Below are 18,742 nucleotides of genomic sequence, written 5' to 3'. Positions count from 1 at the left end.
TGCCTGAACCGTCCCGAATCCCTGAAAGAATGGACACCATGACTTCAAACACCCCTGTCTCCGACCAGCTGTTCGACCGCGCCCGATCCCTGATGCCCGGAGGCGTCAACTCCCCGGTCCGCGCCTTCGGCTCCGTGGGCGGCACCCCGAAGTTCATGGTTTCGGCGAAGGGTCCGTACCTCACCGATGCGGATGGTCGAGAGTACGTGGACCTCGTCTGCTCTTGGGGCCCGGCACTGCTGGGCCACGCCCACCCGGCCGTGCTCGAAGCCGTCCACGCCGCCGTGGACCGTGGTCTGTCCTTCGGTGCTTCGACCCCGGATGAGGCAAACCTCGCCTCGATCGTCAAGGAGCGCGTCTCCGCCGTCGAACGCATCCGCATGGTGTCCACGGGTACGGAAGCCACCATGACCGCGGTGCGCCTGGCCCGCGGATTCACCGGCCGCAACCTGATCGTGAAGTTCGCCGGCTGCTACCACGGACACCTCGATGGACTCCTCGCCGCCGCGGGCTCGGGCCTCGCGACCATGGCGCTGCCCGGTTCCGCAGGTGTCACTGAAGCGGCCGCGGCTGAAACGCTCGTCCTGCCATACAACGACCTCGCCGCCGTGGAAGCCGCCTTCGCTGCCCACGGAAACAACATCGCTGCCGTCATCACCGAGGCTGCTCCTGCCAACATGGGCGTCGTCACGCCGAACGAAGGCTTCAACGCAGGGCTGTCCCGCATCACGCGCGAACACGGCGCACTCTTGATCCTGGACGAGGTCCTCACCGGCTTCCGCACCGGCTACGCGGGCTACTGGGGCCTCACCGGCCGCCAGGAAGGCTGGGCGCCGGACCTGCTGACCTTCGGCAAGGTGATCGGCGGCGGCATGCCGACGGCGGCCCTCGGAGGTCGTGCCGACGTCATGGATTACCTTGCCCCCCTTGGCCCGGTGTACCAGGCGGGTACCTTGTCCGGGAACCCTGTGGCGATGGCCGCCGGTGTTGCCACCCTGACTCTTGCCACGCCCGAGGTCTACAGCTTCGTGGATGCTCGCTCGCTGGAACTCTCCGCAGCACTTTCATCAGAGCTGGACACCGCCGGCGTGGACCACTCCATCCAGCGCGCAGGGAACCTTTTTTCCGTGGCCTTCGGCACGTCGGCCAACGGCGTCCACGACTACGCCGACGCGCAAGGCCAGGAGGTCTTCCGCTACGCGCCGTTCTTCCACTCCATGCTGGACTCCGGTGTCTACCTGCCGCCGTCGGTCTTCGAGGCGTGGTTCTTGTCGGCAGCCCACGACGACACCGCCATGAACCGCATCTTCGACGCGCTGCCCGCCGCAGCCAAGGCAGCCGCGGAGGCGACTGCCTGACACACGGCGCTTTCCCGATGTTTTGCAGCCTGTTCCTTGCGTGTAGTGATTGGCCGGTAGCAAGCTGTGGGCAACGATCGAATCGACAAGGCGATGATTCATCTGCTCAAGCCGTCCAGAGTTTCAGTGCTTCTCCTCATAGCCCTGATGGCAGGGGCATTTGCCGGGATCGCGCGTTCTGACAGCCCAGACCGCGGTTTGTTGGCGGGCGGGGACTCACCCACGAAGCCGGGTGTTCCACAGGCCGCCCCGATGCCCGTGTTTTCCAACCCTCCGGCCGAGGGATCGCCGTCTGCTTCTGCGGCGGCTCCCAGGCCTACTGAGCCGCCGCCCCCTCCTCACCCGACGCCGAAACAGCGGCTCGCGGACTTGACCCTGGAACAACGGGTAGGACAGTTGTTCATGGTGGCAGCCAAGGCTGACGGAAGCGATGCCGGCACAGTGGCCGATCTCCTGAACAACCACGTTGGCAACATCTACCTGGCCGGACGCAGCCAAGCAGGCGTAGCGGTGACGGCATCGATCGTGGCAGGACTGAAGACCGCCGTTTCGCCGGCTTCAACCCGTGGGTTGCCGCTGTTCGTCGCGACGGACCAGGAAGGCGGCTCCGTCCAAGTCCTCAGGGGACCCGGTTTCCTTCCTATTCCCGCGGCCTTGGACCAAGGCAAATCGAACCCGGAACAACTACGCGCTGACGCCCGGAACTGGGGGTCCGAGCTGCTGCAGGCCGGAGTGGATGTTGATTTGGCGCCGGTACTGGATACGGTTCCCAGCCCTGAGTTTGCTCCCTCGAATAAGCCAATTGGTGCGTTCCAGCGCGAGTACGGCTTCACCCCGGCCGCGGTGTCCGAGCACGGGAACGCGATGGCGGCCGGGCTTCGGGACGCCGGGGTGGCACCGGTGGTCAAGCACTTCCCGGGCATGGGACGCGTCAGCCTGAATACCGACGTTAGCGCCAACGTCCGCGATGCCGAAACAACCAGGACGGATCCCTACCTGGCGCCATTCAAGGCGGCCATTGATAGCGGCCTCCGATGGGTAATGATTTCGAACGCGTATTACGACAAGATTGATCCCGACCACGTAGCGCCGTTCTCACCCGTCATCATGCGCACCATGTTGCGTGCAGACGCAGGGTTCACCGGAATCATCGTGTCCGATGACCTGTGCAACGCCGTGCAGCTGTCGCCGTGGAGCATGGGGGATAGGGCAACGAATTTCATCGGCGCTGGCGGCACCATGGTTTTGTGCGCGGATACGGCAGCTGCTCGGGTGATGTACGCCCAGGTCCTGCAACGGGCGAAGACCGATACTGAATTCCGCAACGCAGTGGATGCCGCGGCCCTGACTGTTCTCCAGGTCAAGGGCGGGCAGTAGCTCCGGCTGCTCCGGCCGCATGCGGCCCGCGGGCTGCCCGCAGCCCGCGGCCGGACGCGAAAAAAGACTGCCGGACGGGTCCATGGGAGCGACCTGCAGGAGCATCTTGACCACGGCAACGCCGTAGCGGAGAAGCTTGAACTCCTCACCCCGGACCATGTTTTTCGTGCAATTGGCGCCGTTGTGAGGCGGGCGCCCGTTAGATGGTGCGGGTGGTTGTCTTAGAGGTTGGTTCCGCCCGTGGCGTCGACGGTCTGTCCGGTGACCCAGCGGCCGTCGTCGGAGGCGAGGAACGCGACGATGCTCGCGATGTCCTCGGGCTGGCCGACGCGGCCCAGTGCCGTACTCGCGGAGACGCCGTCGATGGCGTCCTGGTTGCCGCGCAGCCAGGACGCGTTGATGTCGGTGTCCACGACGCCCGGGGCCACGGCGTTGACGGTGATCCCGCGGGGACCAAGGTGTTTGGCCAGGGTCAGGGTGAAGGCGTCGATGGCGCCCTTGGTCAGGGCGTAGCCGATGATTTCCGGGAAGGCGATGCGGGTCACGCCCGAGGAGATGTTGACGATCCGCCCTCCGTCGGCGAGGCGCGGGAGGGCTTCCTTGACGATGAAGTACGGGGCGTTGACGTTCACGGCCTGCTGGGCGAGGAAATCCTCGCGGCTGAAGTCTTCGATCGCTCCGCGGAGGGTGACCCCGGCGTTGTTGACCAGGACCTTCAAGGACTGGCCGATTATTCCTGCCTGTGCCGCGGCCTTGTCGAAGGAAGTCCAGAAGTCCTCCGCCGCGGTGCCGGCGGCGAGATCGGCGCGGAAAGCGAAAGCCTTGCCCCCGGCGTCCGCGATGGCAGCGACCGTGGCGTCCGCGGCTTCGGCGTCGCGCCCGTAGTGGATCCCGACCGTGAATCCGTCGGCGCCGAGGCGGGAAGCAATCGCGGCACCGATTCCACGGCTGGCACCCGATACAACAGCAATCTGGTCTTTGTTTGTTTCGCTCATGAGTGAGATACTCACATGCGTGTAGTGATCACTACAAGAATTGTGTCGCCCCTGGAGCTGTGAAGCTCGCCACATGCCCAGGGCGGTGGCCGGGGGAGGCTGCAAGTATTGAACGGACGAAAGGGGGCGTCTGGGAACAACAGGCAAATGGAAGGACAGCGATGTCAGGCAAAGCAGGTCAAGGGCGCAAATTCAACGTCGAGGACGCCTTGGAAGCGGCCACGCTGGTCTTCTGGGATCACGGCTACGAAGGCGCGTCCCTTGCGGAACTGACCCACGCCATGGGCATCAACCCGCCCAGCCTGTACAAGGCCTTCGGGTCCAAGGAAGATCTGCTCTTCTCCGTCGTCGACCATTACAACGCCACCCACGGCAATTTCATGTCGGTCGCCTTCGCGGAAGAAGCCACCGGTTTGGCGCTCATGCGCCGCCTGCTGCTCGAAGCTGCCGACCACTACGCCTCGACCTCGTACCCGGGCGGCTGCCTGGTCATCAGCGCCGCCGTGACCGTCACCGCCGCCAACCGCCACGTAGCAGACCGCCTCGCCAAAATGCGCAACGACAACATCACCGCCATGGCCGAAGCCCTCACCCGCGACCTGAACGCCGGGCTCATCCCGCAAAACACCGACACCAAAGCCATGGCCGCCTTTGTCGGGGCAACACTGCAAGGCATGAGCCAGCAAGCCCGCGACGGCGCCACAAAGGAAGACCTCACCCGCATCGCCAACTATGCCATCACCGCCATCGGCGCATAGCACGGTTCAGCTTCCGTGAACTGCTTCCCCCGGAACAACGCAACGTTCACGGCTCCGAGACTCAAGGCCAGCAGCAGGGTATCTGACGCCCGAACACCGGAAGCGAGTCCTTGTAAGGCCCCCAACTAGACTGCCGTGAACTCTTTTTTCCCCAGGGGGCAATACAGCTTGTGACGACCGACAGTGAATTACTCCATAGATCCCGCGATGACCCCGAGGCCTTCGCTGCGCTGTACGACAAGTACTGCCGCGCAGTGCACCGGTACGCCGCAACCAGGGCGGGTGAGTCTGTTGCCGATGACGTCATGTCGCAGACCTTCTTGGTTGCCTTTGAAAGCCGGGAATCCTTCGATCACCGGTGGGAAGACGCCAGGCCCTGGCTCTTTGGCATCGCAACCAACCTACTTCGCCGCCACCACCGCACGGAGGCAAGACGGCTCAAGGCATTCGCGAAGGCAGCCGGCCGGGAGGGCTACGGCGACGGAACCGACCGGGTAGCCGAACGTCTGGACGCTGCGGCTGCCACAGCTCAGATTGCCGCGGCCATGCGGAAGCTTTCTCCCGCCGACAGGGAGTGTCTTTTGCTTTACGCCTGGGCAGACCTCACATATGACGGGATTGCCCTGGCCACGGGCGTGCCGGTGGGCACCGTTAGGTCACGACTCAACAGGGCCCGGCGCATTCTCCGCGATGCTGCTGCCCTTCACCAATTCGATGACAAGGAGACTGATGATGAACGAGTTAACGCTCCTGCAGGCAATGCGTGACAAGACCGCTGTCGCCACCGACGCCGCAGTAGAGGATGGCCGCAGGAAGCTCCTCAGCCGCATCGACCCATCCCTGCCACGGGCCCGACCCACACGCCGCCGGCGGACCGCCAAGAGGGTGGGAATCGTCTCCTTGGCGACGGCAGCAATCGTGGCCGCCCTTGTGGCCGGCGACGTGCTCGGACCCACGGGCTGGCGCGGGGCTGCAACAGCCCAAGCCGCACAAGTGCTCAACGATGCCGCCCAAACGACGATCGAAACGGCCGACCCGGTAGTAAACCCGGGTCAATACCTGAAAATTCAGAGCAGCAATGTGTGGGGCGCCTATTCAACCGATGAAAACGGCAAGCAGTTTCAATGGCTCGATACCGAACACATGACGATGTACATCCCCGCCGACCGCAACGGCGAGTGGGTCTGGGAACGTTCGGGCCGGATCCCGACAACGTTCTTTGACGAAGCATCCAAAGAGCACGCCAAAAGTATCCAACTGGACGAACCAAAGGCATATGTTCTGCGGGGAGTAAACGGGGGCTTCCATGGGTCATCGCCTGATCAGTCCGGATTTCCCTCAACTGACTATCTGGCGTCGTTCCCCCGCGATCCGCGCATGCTCCTGAACAACATCTTCAAAAAGACCGTGGGGCAAGGCCAATCCATTGATGGCGAGGCATTGGTCTTTATTGCTGATCTGCTCCGCACGGGCATGGTTCCCGCAGATCTCCGGGCCGCCCTGTATAAAGCCGCGGCACTGATTCCAGGCGTTACAGTCACTGATGGCCAAGCCACCCTGGGTGGACGCAAAGGCATCGCGATCGGGCGCGTGGAAGAAGCTTCACATACTCGCCAGGACATCATTATCGATCCCAAAACTGGTCTCCTCATCGGGGAACGCGAGGTCCTAACCCAAGCTCAAGGGCCCATACCGGCCGGAACAGCCACCACGTTGACGACCATCGAAACCTCAGTGTCCGACACGGCGCCTTAAGGTGCCGGACCACGCCCGGTAAGTAGTTAGCCCGGACACGAAAAATCCCCGGCTTCCGGACGGCTCACCGCTATGGGTGTTTCGTCCGGAAACCGGGGACTTCTTGTTGCCGGAGCCTAGAGTACGTCCGAAAGGAAGCCCTTCAAACGCTCGGTTCGCGGCTCCGTGAAGAGCTGTTCCGGCGATCCGGTCTCTACTACGACGCCTGCATCCATGAACGTCACAGTGTCCGACACGTTCCTTGAGAAGCCCATTTCGTGGGTTACCACCACCATGGTCATGCCGCCCTTGGCCAGGTCGGCCATGAGCGCGAGAACGCCCTTGACCAGTTCAGGGTCCAGCGCCGATGTTGCCTCATCGAAGAACATCACCTCGGGCTTCATGGCCAGCGCGCGGGCAATGGCCACTCGCTGCTGTTGCCCGCCGGAGAGGTTGGCTGGCCGGGCGTCGGCTTTGTGCTTGAGTCCTACGAGGTCCAGTTGGGCCAGGGCATCTTCCCGTGCCTGCTCTTTGGACATGCCACGGAGCTTCCGTAGGGCCAGCGTGATATTTTCCGCCACGGTCTTGTGGGGGAACAGGTTGAACTGCTGGAAGACCATGCCGATCCGCCGTCGCAGTTCATCCGGATTGTCCTTGAGCACCGAACGGCCATCGAGCAAGATGTCGCCCTGCTCGGGCTCGATCAGCCGGTTCATGACCCGCAGAAGGGTGGATTTTCCCGAGCCGGATGGGCCGATCACGGAAGCCGTGGTGCCCTTTTCGACGTGCAGGTCGATCCCGCGCAGGACATGGTTGGACCCGAAGGACAAGTGGATATTCTTTGCCGTCAGCGTTCCTGAAACGAATTCGCTCATGCGTGGGCTCCCTTTCCGACGACGGCGGCTACCTCGTCCGGTTCTTTCTTCTCCGGCCGGCCCGAGCGCAGGCGGCGGTCAATCCAGTTCACGAAGTGCGTCAACGGAATGGTCAGGGCCAGGTAGAAGATTGCCGCCGCCACGTATGGCGACAGGTTTCCGCTGTTGGACGCTGCGTCCTTGCCGATCTGGAAGATCTCGCGCTCTGTGGCCACGAGTCCCAGGGTGAAGAGGAGGGACGATTCCTTGATCAGGGCAATGAACTGGTTCACCAGCGCAGGCAGAACGCGCCGGACACCCTGGGGAACCACCACGAGCCGCATGGCAGGGCCGTAGCCGAACCCCAAGGCGCGCGTTGCCTCGAGCTGCCCCTTGTCGACGCTCTGTATGCCCGAGCGGAAAATCTCGCCGATGTACGCCGCCGACATGAGGGACAGCGCCGCGATGGCCAACGGATACGGGCTCGTGGAACCTGTCAGTTGCTTGATGATCGGTCCGAAGCCGAGGCCAATCACCAAGATGGTGAGGACAGGCGGCAGCCCACGAAGGATATCGGTGTACACGCGGGCGATCCAGCGGGCCGCCGCGTTCCGGGATATCCCCATGAGAGCGAGCAGCATGCCAAGCACCGTTCCGATCACGCCGGACGTAACGGCCAAGACGAGGGTGTTCGGCAGCCCGACAGCGAACATCTTGGGAAGGACTTCGCCTATCGCCTTCCAGTCGAGGAAGGTCTCAGAGAGCAGTTTGAAGATATCCACGGAACGCCTGGGTTACTTGGCCGGGATCTGGGCGGCCTTGCTGCCCGGCTTCCAACCCTGCGGGGTCTGCTCCGCGGTGGTCGGGCGGTCCTTGTACCACTCGGCCGTCAGCTTGGTCCAGGTACCGTCTGCGATCACGGCGTCAAGGCCGGAGTTGAGGGCGTCGATCAGGGGCTGGTTGTCCTTGTTCACGGCCCAGGCAGTGAAGTTCTGGGTGTTGACGACCTTTTCGGCGATCTTGGTGTTGTCGCCGTCCTTGACCTGGCCGGTTGCCTGCTGCGACGGGGCGACCCAGGCGTCAACCTGGCCGCTCTTCACGTTGGCGTAAACCGTGTTGTAGTCCGGGAAGCGGACGGGCTCAAGCTTGAGCGTGTTGGTGACATAGTCGTCCTGGACGGTGCCCTGAACGACGCCGATGCGAACGTCGGACTTGAGGTCCGCGAAGCCCTTGACCTTGGAGTCCGTCTTGGTCACCACAGCCATGTAACCGAAGTCGTAGCCATTGGTGAAGCCGACCGTCTCGCGGCGCTTGTCCGTGGTAGAGATCGAGGAGGATCCGACGTCGAACTGCTTGTTCTTGACCTGGGAGAGCAGCGCGGAGAAGTCAGTGGAGGCGAACTCGACCTTGAGGCCCAGCTTGGCGCCAACAGCGCGCAGGAGTTCGTTGTCATAGCCGGTGAACTTGCCCGAGGGATCGATGAAGATGTTCGGCGGGGCGTCCGAGAGCGTACCGACCTTGATGGTGCCGTCGGTGATCAGGCCCAGCTTGGATTTGTCGATCTTGTCCACCGGAGTGACGTCCTTGGTGGTGTACTTGTCCAGCGTCTTCTGGTCGCTGCCTTGGAGGGCGTCGGTTGGTGAGGCGCTGCCGGTGCTGCCCGCTCCGCCACCGCAGGCGGCCAGGGACACGGCGAGAACTGCAGCCACGGGGACGGCAGAGAACCACTTCAGGGCTTTGATTTTCATCAAGCAAATCACTTTCATCGGGGAACACGCGTTCGTATCGAGACGGGCGGGGAACGCAGCCAAAGCAGGTTTGGGCCGCAATATCAGAACTCGACCCGCCAAACTTAATTATGTCATCAGCGTATTAGACGATAAATTGACGGCGATAAGACGTGAGATTTTTGGAAACTCCGAATTAAATTCACAATTGACTCGCCATTGCCACTGAAGTGCCGCGCAGTTCGACGTGAACAAGGAATCCGTGACTGACGTTCAGCTGGCATTCAGGCACTGACGGGCAATGTGACGTGCGTCCCATCATGCGGACGCCTGAGAAGCGTCCAGCCCGTGGACGGGCGCTTTGAAAGTCAGGAGCCTTCAGAAGTCTCCGCGGCTGGCATCTTCCGGGGGAAGAACCGGCCAATTGCCTTCGATGACGGCTGTTGGTTTGGTCTTGCGCAGGTAGCTCTGGAAATCGGCGGCCTGTGCAGCCGCCCAATCAACCTGGAGGTGGTGCAGCTTGGAAGCAGGCATCTGAAGCTTGGGGAATTTGCCGGCCATGGCATCGAGGACCCGCAGGGTGGCCAGGGCGTCCGCGGCGGAGGTGTGGGCGTTGTCGAGGTTCACGCCGTATTCCTCGCACAACGCCGTCAGGGTCCGCTTGCCCTTGCGGTAGCGGTCAACCTGCTTGTTCATGACGTAGGGGTCAAGCACGGGGAAACGGGTTAGTTGCGGCACACCGTAGCGGGCGGATTCGGCGGCCAGGACGGTGAAGTCGTAGCTGGCATTGAACGCAATGACCGGCACGCCGCCGTCGAACAGTTCCTGGAGTGCGGCCGCAACCTCACGCGTGACCTCTGCGGCCGGGCGACCCTCGGCCCTCGCCTTCTCCGTGGTGATGCCGTGGATTTCACTGGCTTCCAAGGGGATCTCCACACCAGGGTTCGCCAACCATTCAAGCTCCTTGATGACGCCGCCATTGTCGTCCACGACGGTGACGGAAGCGGTGACGATCCTCGCCGAACGGGAGTTCCGTCCCGTGGTCTCAAGATCGAACGCGGCGCGGGGGAGGGTGTTCCAAGAGCTCATGCTTCAACGCTACCGGCGCCCTACGACAAGAACCGGACCGACACTCCCCCTGCGCCGATCCGGTGGCCTGTGCCGATAGGCTGGGGGCATGCGGATGGAGTTTGTGACGGCGGTGCTGGCCGTCGTGGATCTCATGCCGCCCGGGGTTGCTGTGTCCTATGGGGATGTTGCCGAGCTGCTGGGCTCCGGTGGTCCCCGGCAGATCGGATCCGTCATGAGCCACCACGGGAGCGCCGTGGCCTGGTGGCGCGTTCTTCGCGCCAGTGGCGAGGCTCCGCCGGGCCTCGAGGCGGAGGCGCTGCGCCACTACTTGGACGAGGGAACGCCCCTGCACGGCGCCTACGCAGAATATCTGCGGACTGGCGAGGGCCGCTGGCGGGTGAACCTGGGCTTGGCCCGATGGGCTCCGACGGATCAGGATTTCGACAGTATTGATGTGATCTCTGAGCAACTCGAGCGTCAGCTCCATAAATTGTCGGTGCCCGATGATGAAATGACTGTGTGAGTCCAACACCGACCCCGCAAGCGCCAACACAGCAAGCAGCGGCACAGCATTCAACAGCGCGGCAAGCGCCGCGGCAGGCCCAGTCGCGGCAGGCACCTGCAAGGTTGCGCCTGCTTCCGCCGCGCGAGGTCCGCTACGCAGCCCCGGAGTTGTCCGTCGACCAGGCCGCCGTCGTCGGGCTCCCGCACGGATCCGGGCCGGTCCTCGTGCCGGGGGCACCGGGCACCGGGAAGTCGACCGTGCTCGTGGAGGCCGCTGTCCGGCGCGTTCAGCGTGACGACGTGGATCCTGAACGGATCCTGATCCTGGCGCCCGGCCGGCACGCCGCTTCGGCATTGCGGGACACCTTTACGGGGCGGCTGGACCGCAGTTTGAGCACGACGCCGGCACGAACCTGGGCGTCGTATGCTTTCGATCTGATCCGGCGAGCCAAAGCCGAGGGCGTCCTGCCGCTGCAGCGGCCGCCTAAGTTGCTTTCGGGGCCTGAACAGGACCTGATCATCAAGGAATTGCTGGAGGGGCACGCCAAGCCGGGCTTTGAACTTCCGTGGCCGCAGGATTTGTCTGCGGCTTTGCCGACGCGGGGCTTCCGGCAGGAGATCCGCCAGCTATTTGACCGGATCATCGAATCCGGGCGCACTGCGGAAGACCTCACGGCGCTTGCCTACGAATGCGGCCGGCCGGACTGGATTGCCGCCGCAGACTTGTATGCGGAATACCGCGATGTCCTGGATCTGCGCATGCCGGAGGCCTTTGATCCTGCAGGAATCATTACCGCAGCGCGCCAAATCTTCCAGGATTCCCCAGGATTCCTGGCGGCAGAGCGCGATCGGCTGCAACTAATCTTGGTGGACGATATCCAGGAGGCAAATCCCGCGGTATTTGAGCTACTCGCGGACATCGCAGAAGGAAAGGACGTCTTGGTGGCGTCCTCCCCGGACACCGTGGTCCAGGGATTCCGGGGTGCCCGTCCCGATCTTGTCGCCGAACTGCCCCGCCTTCTCGGTGGCCTTGCAGGTGCCGTGCGGGAGCTTCCGCTATGGCACACTCACCGCCATCTCCCTGACGTGGCGCATGCCTGGACGGGCGTGGCTGCGCGTATCTCGCAGCGTGCGGGAGGCCAGTTGGCCCGCCGGCTGGATCCACTGCCTGAATCGGCGGAGGAGGCGCGTTCCGGGGGTACGCCGGCCTCGGGCCGGGTGGAAGCACATGTCCTTCCCTCCACAGTCCACGAATTGCGCTACGTGGCACAACGCATCCTCGAGGCACAGCTGCGCGAGAACCACGAGTTCGGTGACATCGCGGTGATTGTGCGCAACGGTGGTCAACTGGCGCAACTGCAACGCTATTTGAGCGGCCAAGGAATTCCTGTCCGTGTCCCTGTTGCGGATTCCGCTGTCCGGGATGAAGTGGCAGTTCGTCCCCTGCTTGAGATGTACGGCGTGGTGCTGGACGCCGCCAAGCTGACGCCTGAGTCTGCCGTCTCGCTTCTCACATCGAGGATCGGCGGCGCTACAGCCATCGAGTTGCGCCGCCTGCGGCAATCCCTGCGCCGGGAGGAGTTGCTGGGAGGCGGTGGCCGGTCTAGCGATGCGTTACTGGTTGAGGCCTTGCTGGAGCCCGGGGCACTGGGTTCTTTGGGTATCGAGGGTAGCTCGGCACGGCGCTTGGCCCGCATGATCGCGGCAGGACGCCTGGCGGCAGCCGAACCTGGAGCCAATGCGGAGACGGTGTTGTGGGCGTTGTGGCAAGCTACCGGGCTGGCTTCGCGCTGGACGGAAATGGCGCTCGACGGCGGCGCAGCCGGCGCCCGCGCGGACAGGGACCTTGACGCCATGATGGCCCTGTTCCACACTGCCGAGCGATATGTTGACCAGCTCCCGGGCTCCGGTCCCGAGCAGTTCCTGGAGTATCTGCTCAGCCAGGAACTCCCCATGGACACCCTGGCCGCCAGGGCCCAGTTGGAGGAAGCGGTGGAGATCATGACGCCGGCTAGCGCAGCCGGGCGGGAATGGTCCGTGGTCATTGTCGCTGGCCTGCAGGAAGGCGTCTGGCCCAACACGAGGCTCCGCGGCGAGCTTCTCGGCAGCACGCTCTTTGCCGACGCCGTGGAGCATGGTGTTGAACACGCCTTGCAGCGGGGTCCACTCAGCAGGCTGCGGGATATCCGCTACGACGAACTGCGTAGCTTCTCCACGGCCGTTTCGCGGGCCCGGGAAGTCCTCATCTGCACGGCGGTCTCTTCCGAAGACGAGCAGCAGTCGGCCTTTCTCGACTACGTGGCGCCCCTCGAGCCGGGGCAATACCGGCGTGATTACACACCGGTGGACCGCCCCATGACCCTGCGTGCCCTAGTGGCCGAGCTGAGGCAGCGCGTTCAGCCGGACGACGCCGCGCTTGCCCGCCCGGGTGTGGCCGAAGATGCCGCGGAAGCTGCGCGCGTGCTGGCGCACCTTGCCACGGCAGAGCCTGCGGTGCCCGGCGCACATCCGGATTCCTGGTGGGGATTGGCATCACTCAGCAGCGAGGAACCGGTGGTCCCGCAGGGGGGCACAGTGTTCATTTCTCCGTCGAAGGTGGAAACGGTACACAAATCGCCATTGGATTGGTTCGTCCAGGCAGCGGGTGGTGAAGCCGCCACCGACTTCGCCCGTAGCCTTGGCACCTTGGTCCATGCGATTGCCCAGGAGTTGCCCGATGCTTCTGGTGCCGAGTATGCCGCGGAGCTTGTGCGCCGCTGGCCGACGCTGGGCATGAAGGACAACTGGGAGGGCAGGCTGGACTTCCAACGTGCAGAGCAGATGGTCCGGAAGCTCGCCCAATACGTCCTTGTCATGCGGAGCGAAGGCCGAAGCTTGGCGGGGGTCGAAGTGGACTTCGAGGTTCCACTGCCGGAGGTGCGGCTGGGTCACTCTTCTGAGGATTCCGACGCTCTCAGGAATGCCGTGCTTAGGGGACAAGTGGACCGCTTGGAAATAGACGCTGAGGGCAGGCTGGTGATTGTCGACCTCAAGACGGGCAAGCGCCAGCCTGGCAAGTCCGAACTTTCGAAGCACCCGCAGTTGGGCGCATATCAAGCGGCGGTGCTGCAGGGGGCATTCGACGGTCTGCCCGTTCCGGGGCTTGTTCCAGGTGGCGCCGTTCTGGCGCAGCTTGGGACCAAGACGAAGACGCCGGCCATCCAGGCGCAGGAGCCCCTGGACCCGGGCGATAACTGGGCGCAGGTCCTTGTCAGCGAGGCCGGGGTGCTCATGGCCGGGGCAAGCTTCGAGGCACGTCACGATCCCTCAAAAGGCAGCCACGGGGGCCATGGTTGCCGTCTGCCCGATATTTGCCCGTTGTGCTCCAGGGGAAAGCAGGTCACCGAATGACCGTCCAAACACTCGCCGCTATTGAGACTGAAGCGACTGCCGAAGATGCCCGGGTGCTGCCCGAGCCTCGATTTTCGCCTGGCGAATTGGCGGACATCCTGGGCGAACGGAATCGTCCTACGGAAGAGCAATCTGCCATTATTGCGTCGCCGTTGACCCCGCGCCTGGTCATCGCCGGCGCGGGATCCGGGAAAACCGCAACCATGGCGGACCGCGTGGTGTGGCTCGTGGCCAACGGATGGGTCCGTCCCGAAGAGGTCCTGGGCGTCACCTTCACCCGCAAGGCGGCGGGGGAGCTGGCAAGCCGTATCCGCGCCAAATTGGCCACGCTGCAACGCATAGCGTCCTCGGATAACGGGCAGTACGGTTTCCCTGAGGGTGTTGCAGGCTCAGATGAGCTTGAACCCAAGGTATCCACCTACCACTCCTACGCCAGCGGGATTGTGACCGATTACGGCCTCCGCCTGGGCATCGAACGCGATGTGGTGCTGCTGGGAGGCGCCCAGGCCTGGCAGCTTGCCAGTGAAGTGGTTGAAGCGTACGACGGCGATTACGAGCACTTCACAGCTGCCAAGTCCACGTTGGTCAATGCCGTGATGCAGTTGGCCGGCGAGTGCGCCGAACACTTGCGCGAACCCGCCGAAGTCCAGCGCTGGCTGATGGAGCGGGTGTCCGAATTCGCGCAATTGCCCTATCAGACCGGGGCGAAAAAGAACCCAACCCAAGCTGCCGGCGATCTCGGCGCCATGTTGCGGACCAGGGCCAGCGTCGCGGACATGGTGGGGCGTTACCAAGAGGCCAAGAGGAATCGCGGCGTCCTCGACTTCGGCGACCTCGTTGCGCTCGCTGCGAAGATTGCGCAGGACATACCCCTGGCGGCCGCCACCGAGCGGGCCCGCTACAAGGTGGTGCTGCTTGACGAATTCCAGGACACCTCGCACGCGCAACTTGTCCTGTTCTCCCGACTGTTCGGGGGAGGGCACGCCGTGACGGCGGTGGGTGATCCCAACCAGTCCATCTATGGGTTCAGGGGTGCTTCGGCCGGACAACTGTTCCACTTTGTCCAGGAGTTTCCCGTCCGGGTGGAAGACGGCTTTGGAACGGCATCCCTTTCAACGGCACCCACCTCGTACCTGACCACTGCCTGGCGGAACGGGCGCAACATCCTGGCTGCCGCCAATGTCACTTCTGCGCCTCTTAACAAGGCGGCCGCGAGTGAGGGAGCCCCCGGCTCGAGGACCGAAGACAGTGCTGTGGCAGTACCTCCGCTGCGGCCGAGCCCGGCAGCCGTGGACGGCAACGTTGTTCTCGGACGATTTGCCACCGATGAAGAAGAAGCCGCAGCGATTGCCCGGGACGTCCGCCGCTACCGGCGCACAGTCTTTGAAACCGCGGCCGACGGTACGCCGGTTTCCCCCACCATGGCAGTGCTTTGCCGCCGTCGGGCACAGATGGAGTGCTTGCGGCGTGAATTCGAGGTCCAAGGGATCCCGTACGAAATAGTCGGACTCGGCGGGCTCCTCGACACCCCTGAAGTAGTGGATCTCGTGGCTGCGCTCCGGGTCCTCGCCGATCCCGGCCGTTCCGATGCCCTGATGCGTTTGCTGGCAGGAGCCCGGTGGCGCATCGGTACTGCCGATCTGATGGCATTCCGCGACTGGTCCCGGTTTCTGGCCCGACGGCGATCCAACGGCGGTGCGGGAGATAGCGGCGCCGTAGACGATGGGTCAATTGCGGACGAAAGCCCGATGGAAACGGTCGTGGAGAGCGACATTACTGATGCGGCCAGCCTTGTGGAAGCGCTGGACTTCCTGCCACGCCCAGGGTGGACGTCCGGCCATGGACGCTCCCTCAGCGCACCGGCAATGGAACGTCTCGGTCGCCTCTCTGCGGAACTGCGGAACCTGCGGGGGTTCATCGGAGACGATCTGACCACGCTGATTGGCGAGGTGGAACGTGCCATGTTGCTGGACATCGAGGTCGCTGCTAAGCCGGGCACGAGTATCCACCAGGCTCGCCGGAACCTGGACGCGTTCCATGACGCTGCGGCGGGCTTCCTACAGACTTCACAGCGCGTGGACCTTCTGGCTTTCCTCGGCTGGCTTGAAGCCGCTGCCACGGAAGAAGGCGGACTGGACATGGCCGATGCGGAGGTGAACCACGAAGCCGTGCAATTGCTGACTGTTCACGCCTCCAAAGGCTTGGAATGGGACGTTGTCTTTGTCCCCGGTCTCAATGCCGGAGCCTTCCCGAGCAACCGGGACTCCCGGTGGAGCAGCGGTACCGCGGCTCTGCCATGGCCCCTCCGCGGCGACCGGGCGGATCTTCCCCATTGGGACCTGGACCAGCCGGACCAAAAGGGCTGGCTGGACGCCGAAAAGGACTTCAAATCGGAAGTCCAGCATCACGGGGAGGCTGAAGAGCGGCGGCTCGCCTACGTTGCCTATACCCGCGCAAAGTTCGTCCTGTGGGCATCGAGCGCCGCGTGGAATGGTTCCCGGGCAGGTATTGCCGAGACGTCCCCTTTCCTTGCTGAGCTGGCCTGCCTTGCTGGTGAGGCAGGATGCGATGCCGGCGGAGCACCCGCCGCTGTCATTCACCCGCAATCGCTAAGTGAAGACGCATTGCCTACTGAGAGCCCCCTGACAGTCGGCACGGAGGTGGCGCTCTTCCCCTATGATCCGCTCGAAGGTCCCAGCGACCCCCGCACCGGAGAACGGCTCCGGTTGGTACCGGGCCGGCGGGCTGCCATGGAAGCTGCGGCAACCCGGGTCAGGGAAGCCATTGAGGGGCTCCAGCCGGATTCGCGGTTGGTCATCGATGCCTCGCTGCCGGGTACTCCGACCCGCCCATTCCTTCAACAGCTCCGAGGCGCGGCAGCGGGCTGGGCGGCCGAGGCAGAGCTGTTGTTGGAACGGCAGCTGCGGCGGAAGCCGGTTCAGGACGTTCATTTGCCGGGGCACATTTCGGCATCCATGTTCGTCGACCTAGGGGACGATCCCAGCGCGGTCCTGGCCCAGCTCCGGCGCCCGGTGCCCCGGCAACCCGGGATCTCGGCACGCAAAGGCACCGCCTTCCATTCTTGGGTGGAGGAATACTACGGAACCACCGGCATGCTGGATCTCGACGAAGCGCCCGGCTCTGACTCCCACATCGACGAAGCCTATGGACTTGATGACATGGTGGCGACGTTCAGCAATTCAGAATGGGCACACCGGTCCCCGGCCTTCGTCGAAGTTCCCGTGGAAACACGGATCGGGGACGTCGTGGTGCGTGGACGGATCGACGCAGTTTTCCGTGGCGCGGACGGCACGTGGGAGCTGGTGGACTGGAAGACGGGCAAGCGGCCGGCCGGCAGACAGCTTAAGACCCGCGCCGTGCAGCTTGCTGTGTACCGGCTGGCGTGGGCGCGCCTCAAGGGCGTACCGCTGGAGCAAGTCAGCGCGGCGTTTTACTACGTAGCCGATGACGCTGTGGTGAGGCCCCACGACCTGGGCACGGCTGATGAGCTGGAGAACATCATCGCTTCCGCGCTGCGCAGCTAAACCCACTAGGTGGCCAAGACGGCCCTGGCTAGCCAGACCGCCCTGGGTACCTAAGAACGCGTTGCGCCAGCGAAAACCAACTAACGATCCTTGGCGTCCTGCAGGGGAGCGGGCTCCACTACCGGAAGGGCCGTCGTCGAGGTGTCGTCTGATTCGGACGGCGCCTCCGGCGTCGCGTCGGTCCCGCTGCCTGAAACGGCCACAAACTCTGAAGCGGCCTCGTCCACAGCGGCCTTATCCAGAACGGCCTTATCCACAGGGGCTTCAACCAAGGACTCAACGGTGACGGGCGGCGTGGTGGCGTCTGTTCCCGGAGTGTTCGTCTGAATGGCTTCCGGGATGGTTGTCACACTCACCGCGGGCTTCGCCGGGCCGTCGTCGGAAGCGGCAAGCTCCGCAGCTGCGGCTTCGGCCTCCTCGGCGGCCAATGCGTTTTGTTCCTCTATGTCGTCGGCGAGGGATGTGAGCATGCCCTCGGCTTCGGCCGTCATTTCACTGTGACCCGCTGCCATGGCCTTGACGAGATACTGGGCCAGGGCGAATTCGGCGAGAAGTGCCGATCGCCGCAGCAGGTGTCCGTCCGGCGTGTCCCGTCGGGCTTCCGTGTAGTGCCGGAGGACGGACTCTACGAACTTCTGTTCGTTTGACGCCACGAGCCAGGCGAAGTCATCGGCGGGATCGCCGATGCGCAGATCGGTCCATCCCGTCAGGGCGGTGACGCTGTCGCCGTCGATCAGCAGATTGTCTTCATGGAGATCGCCGTGGACCACGCACGGATTGAAGCGCCACAGCGCCACGTCCTCCAATGCGTGCTCCCAGCGACGGAGCAGGGAGGGCGGAATCTTGCCCGTGGTGGCGGCCTGGTCCAGCTCGTTCAGCTTGCGCTGGCGGAATTCGTTGGCCGTGTAGCTAGGTAGATCGGCGTTGTTGACGAGCGACTGGGGGAGGTCGTGGACGGCGGCCAGCGCCGCACCGATCTCCTTGGCCAAGGCATCACTGCAGGTCGACAACTCTTCGATGCCGCGCGTGGCCCCGGCCAAGTGGGCGTAAACAAAGGTGCTCAGCGCGCCTTGGCGCACCGTTCCGGCCACAGTGGGCATCAGAAAGGGCAGCTCGGCCCGGATGGCCGGCGCGAAGGCACGCAGAATCATGAATTCGGTCTCCAGCCGGGCGCTGGCTTCGGGATGCCGTGGCGAACGGACGCGCCAACGTTTGCCCTCCGAGTCCAGCAGCAGCGCCGAATCGAAATCGGCAGCGTCATCCGGGGCGGTGGCGGCAGCCGTCGGCGTCAGCCCGGGCACCGCCGCAGTTGCTACAGCGGCCAATTCGAACGGTGTTCTTCTCACGTGTTCCACGGTAGATTGACTAGCGCCTATGGGAGCGATGCAGTGCGGCGAGTCTTGAGATCCGCGTGAAAACAGCGTTCAGG

14 protein-coding genes are annotated in these 18,742 nt (G+C 63.9%); 8 read left to right on the top strand and 6 right to left on the bottom strand.

What is annotated here, in order from left to right; genetic code table 11:
* The first annotated feature begins 38 nt into the window (after positions 1-38).
* Both hemL and ACX5I4_RS14795 read left to right on the top strand, forming a co-directional pair.
* A complete protein-coding gene (hemL, locus tag ACX5I4_RS14800; RefSeq protein WP_461837313.1) occupies positions 39-1,358 on the top strand; it encodes a glutamate-1-semialdehyde 2,1-aminomutase in 1,320 nt (439 codons plus the stop codon).
* Between the two features lie 93 nt (positions 1,359-1,451).
* Positions 1,452-2,735 (top strand): glycoside hydrolase family 3 N-terminal domain-containing protein, encoded by a 1,284-nt coding sequence (locus ACX5I4_RS14795; RefSeq protein WP_461838744.1) that lies wholly within the window; start codon positions 1,452-1,454, stop codon positions 2,733-2,735.
* Positions 2,736-2,956: 221 nt separating this feature from the next.
* Here the strand turns inward: ACX5I4_RS14795 and ACX5I4_RS14790 are convergent, their stop codons facing one another.
* On the bottom strand, positions 2,957-3,730 hold the full coding sequence (locus tag ACX5I4_RS14790; RefSeq protein ID WP_461837312.1) for an SDR family oxidoreductase: 774 nt from the start codon (positions 3,728-3,730) through the stop codon (positions 2,957-2,959).
* Between the two features lie 161 nt (positions 3,731-3,891).
* Here ACX5I4_RS14790 and ACX5I4_RS14785 point away from each other — a divergent pair, with 161 nt between their 5' ends.
* The 3 genes from ACX5I4_RS14785 to ACX5I4_RS14775 all read left to right on the top strand — a co-directional run bounded on the left by ACX5I4_RS14785 (position 3,892) and on the right by ACX5I4_RS14775 (position 6,243).
* Positions 3,892-4,488, top strand: coding sequence for a TetR/AcrR family transcriptional regulator (locus tag ACX5I4_RS14785; protein WP_461837311.1), 597 nt, complete (start codon positions 3,892-3,894; stop codon positions 4,486-4,488).
* A 170-nt stretch (positions 4,489-4,658) separates the two neighbouring features.
* On the top strand, positions 4,659-5,255 hold the full coding sequence (locus ACX5I4_RS14780) for an RNA polymerase sigma factor (RefSeq protein ID WP_461837310.1): 597 nt from the start codon (positions 4,659-4,661) through the stop codon (positions 5,253-5,255).
* On the top strand, positions 5,218-6,243 hold the full coding sequence (locus tag ACX5I4_RS14775; RefSeq protein WP_461837309.1) for a CU044_5270 family protein: 1,026 nt from the start codon (positions 5,218-5,220) through the stop codon (positions 6,241-6,243). Before ACX5I4_RS14780 ends, ACX5I4_RS14775 begins: the two co-directional genes overlap by 38 nt.
* Positions 6,244-6,359: 116 nt before the next feature.
* On the opposite strand, the gene ACX5I4_RS14770 is transcribed toward ACX5I4_RS14775, so the two are convergent.
* The 4 genes from ACX5I4_RS14770 to ACX5I4_RS14755 all read right to left on the bottom strand — a co-directional run bounded on the left by ACX5I4_RS14770 (position 6,360) and on the right by ACX5I4_RS14755 (position 9,892).
* Positions 6,360-7,097 (bottom strand): amino acid ABC transporter ATP-binding protein, encoded by a 738-nt coding sequence (locus ACX5I4_RS14770; RefSeq protein ID WP_461837308.1) that lies wholly within the window; start codon positions 7,095-7,097, stop codon positions 6,360-6,362.
* Entirely contained in the window at positions 7,094-7,858 is a 765-nt protein-coding gene (locus ACX5I4_RS14765) for an amino acid ABC transporter permease (protein ID WP_461837307.1), read from the bottom strand. Before ACX5I4_RS14765 ends, ACX5I4_RS14770 begins: the two co-directional genes overlap by 4 nt.
* Positions 7,859-7,870: 12 nt before the next feature.
* Complete coding sequence (locus ACX5I4_RS14760) at positions 7,871-8,824, bottom strand: ABC transporter substrate-binding protein (RefSeq protein ID WP_461837306.1); 954 nt, start codon at positions 8,822-8,824, stop codon at positions 7,871-7,873.
* Positions 8,825-9,181: 357 nt separating this feature from the next.
* Positions 9,182-9,892 carry an exonuclease domain-containing protein gene (locus tag ACX5I4_RS14755; protein WP_461837305.1) on the bottom strand — a complete coding sequence of 237 codons (711 nt, stop codon included), beginning with the start codon at positions 9,890-9,892 and terminating at the stop codon, positions 9,182-9,184.
* Positions 9,893-9,980: 88 nt separating this feature from the next.
* Here ACX5I4_RS14755 and ACX5I4_RS14750 point away from each other — a divergent pair, with 88 nt between their 5' ends.
* The 3 genes from ACX5I4_RS14750 to ACX5I4_RS14740 all read left to right on the top strand — a co-directional run bounded on the left by ACX5I4_RS14750 (position 9,981) and on the right by ACX5I4_RS14740 (position 17,313).
* Positions 9,981-10,397 (top strand): MGMT family protein, encoded by a 417-nt coding sequence (locus ACX5I4_RS14750; RefSeq protein WP_461837304.1) that lies wholly within the window; start codon positions 9,981-9,983, stop codon positions 10,395-10,397.
* 104 nt (positions 10,398-10,501) lie between these two features.
* Positions 10,502-13,768: an ATP-dependent helicase gene (locus tag ACX5I4_RS14745; RefSeq protein WP_461838743.1), complete on the top strand. Its 3,267-nt coding sequence runs from the start codon at positions 10,502-10,504 to the stop codon at positions 13,766-13,768.
* Positions 13,765-17,313: an ATP-dependent helicase gene (locus ACX5I4_RS14740; protein ID WP_461837303.1), complete on the top strand. Its 3,549-nt coding sequence runs from the start codon at positions 13,765-13,767 to the stop codon at positions 17,311-17,313. Before ACX5I4_RS14745 ends, ACX5I4_RS14740 begins: the two co-directional genes overlap by 4 nt.
* An 80-nt stretch (positions 17,314-17,393) precedes the next feature.
* Here the strand turns inward: ACX5I4_RS14740 and ACX5I4_RS14735 are convergent, their stop codons facing one another.
* Positions 17,394-18,659, bottom strand: coding sequence for a macrolide 2'-phosphotransferase (locus tag ACX5I4_RS14735; RefSeq protein ID WP_461837302.1), 1,266 nt, complete (start codon positions 18,657-18,659; stop codon positions 17,394-17,396).
* Positions 18,660-18,742: the final 83 nt, after the last annotated feature.

The organism is Arthrobacter sp. MMS24-S77, assembly GCF_054888235.1.
This window is presented reverse-complemented; position numbering and strand designations above follow the sequence as displayed.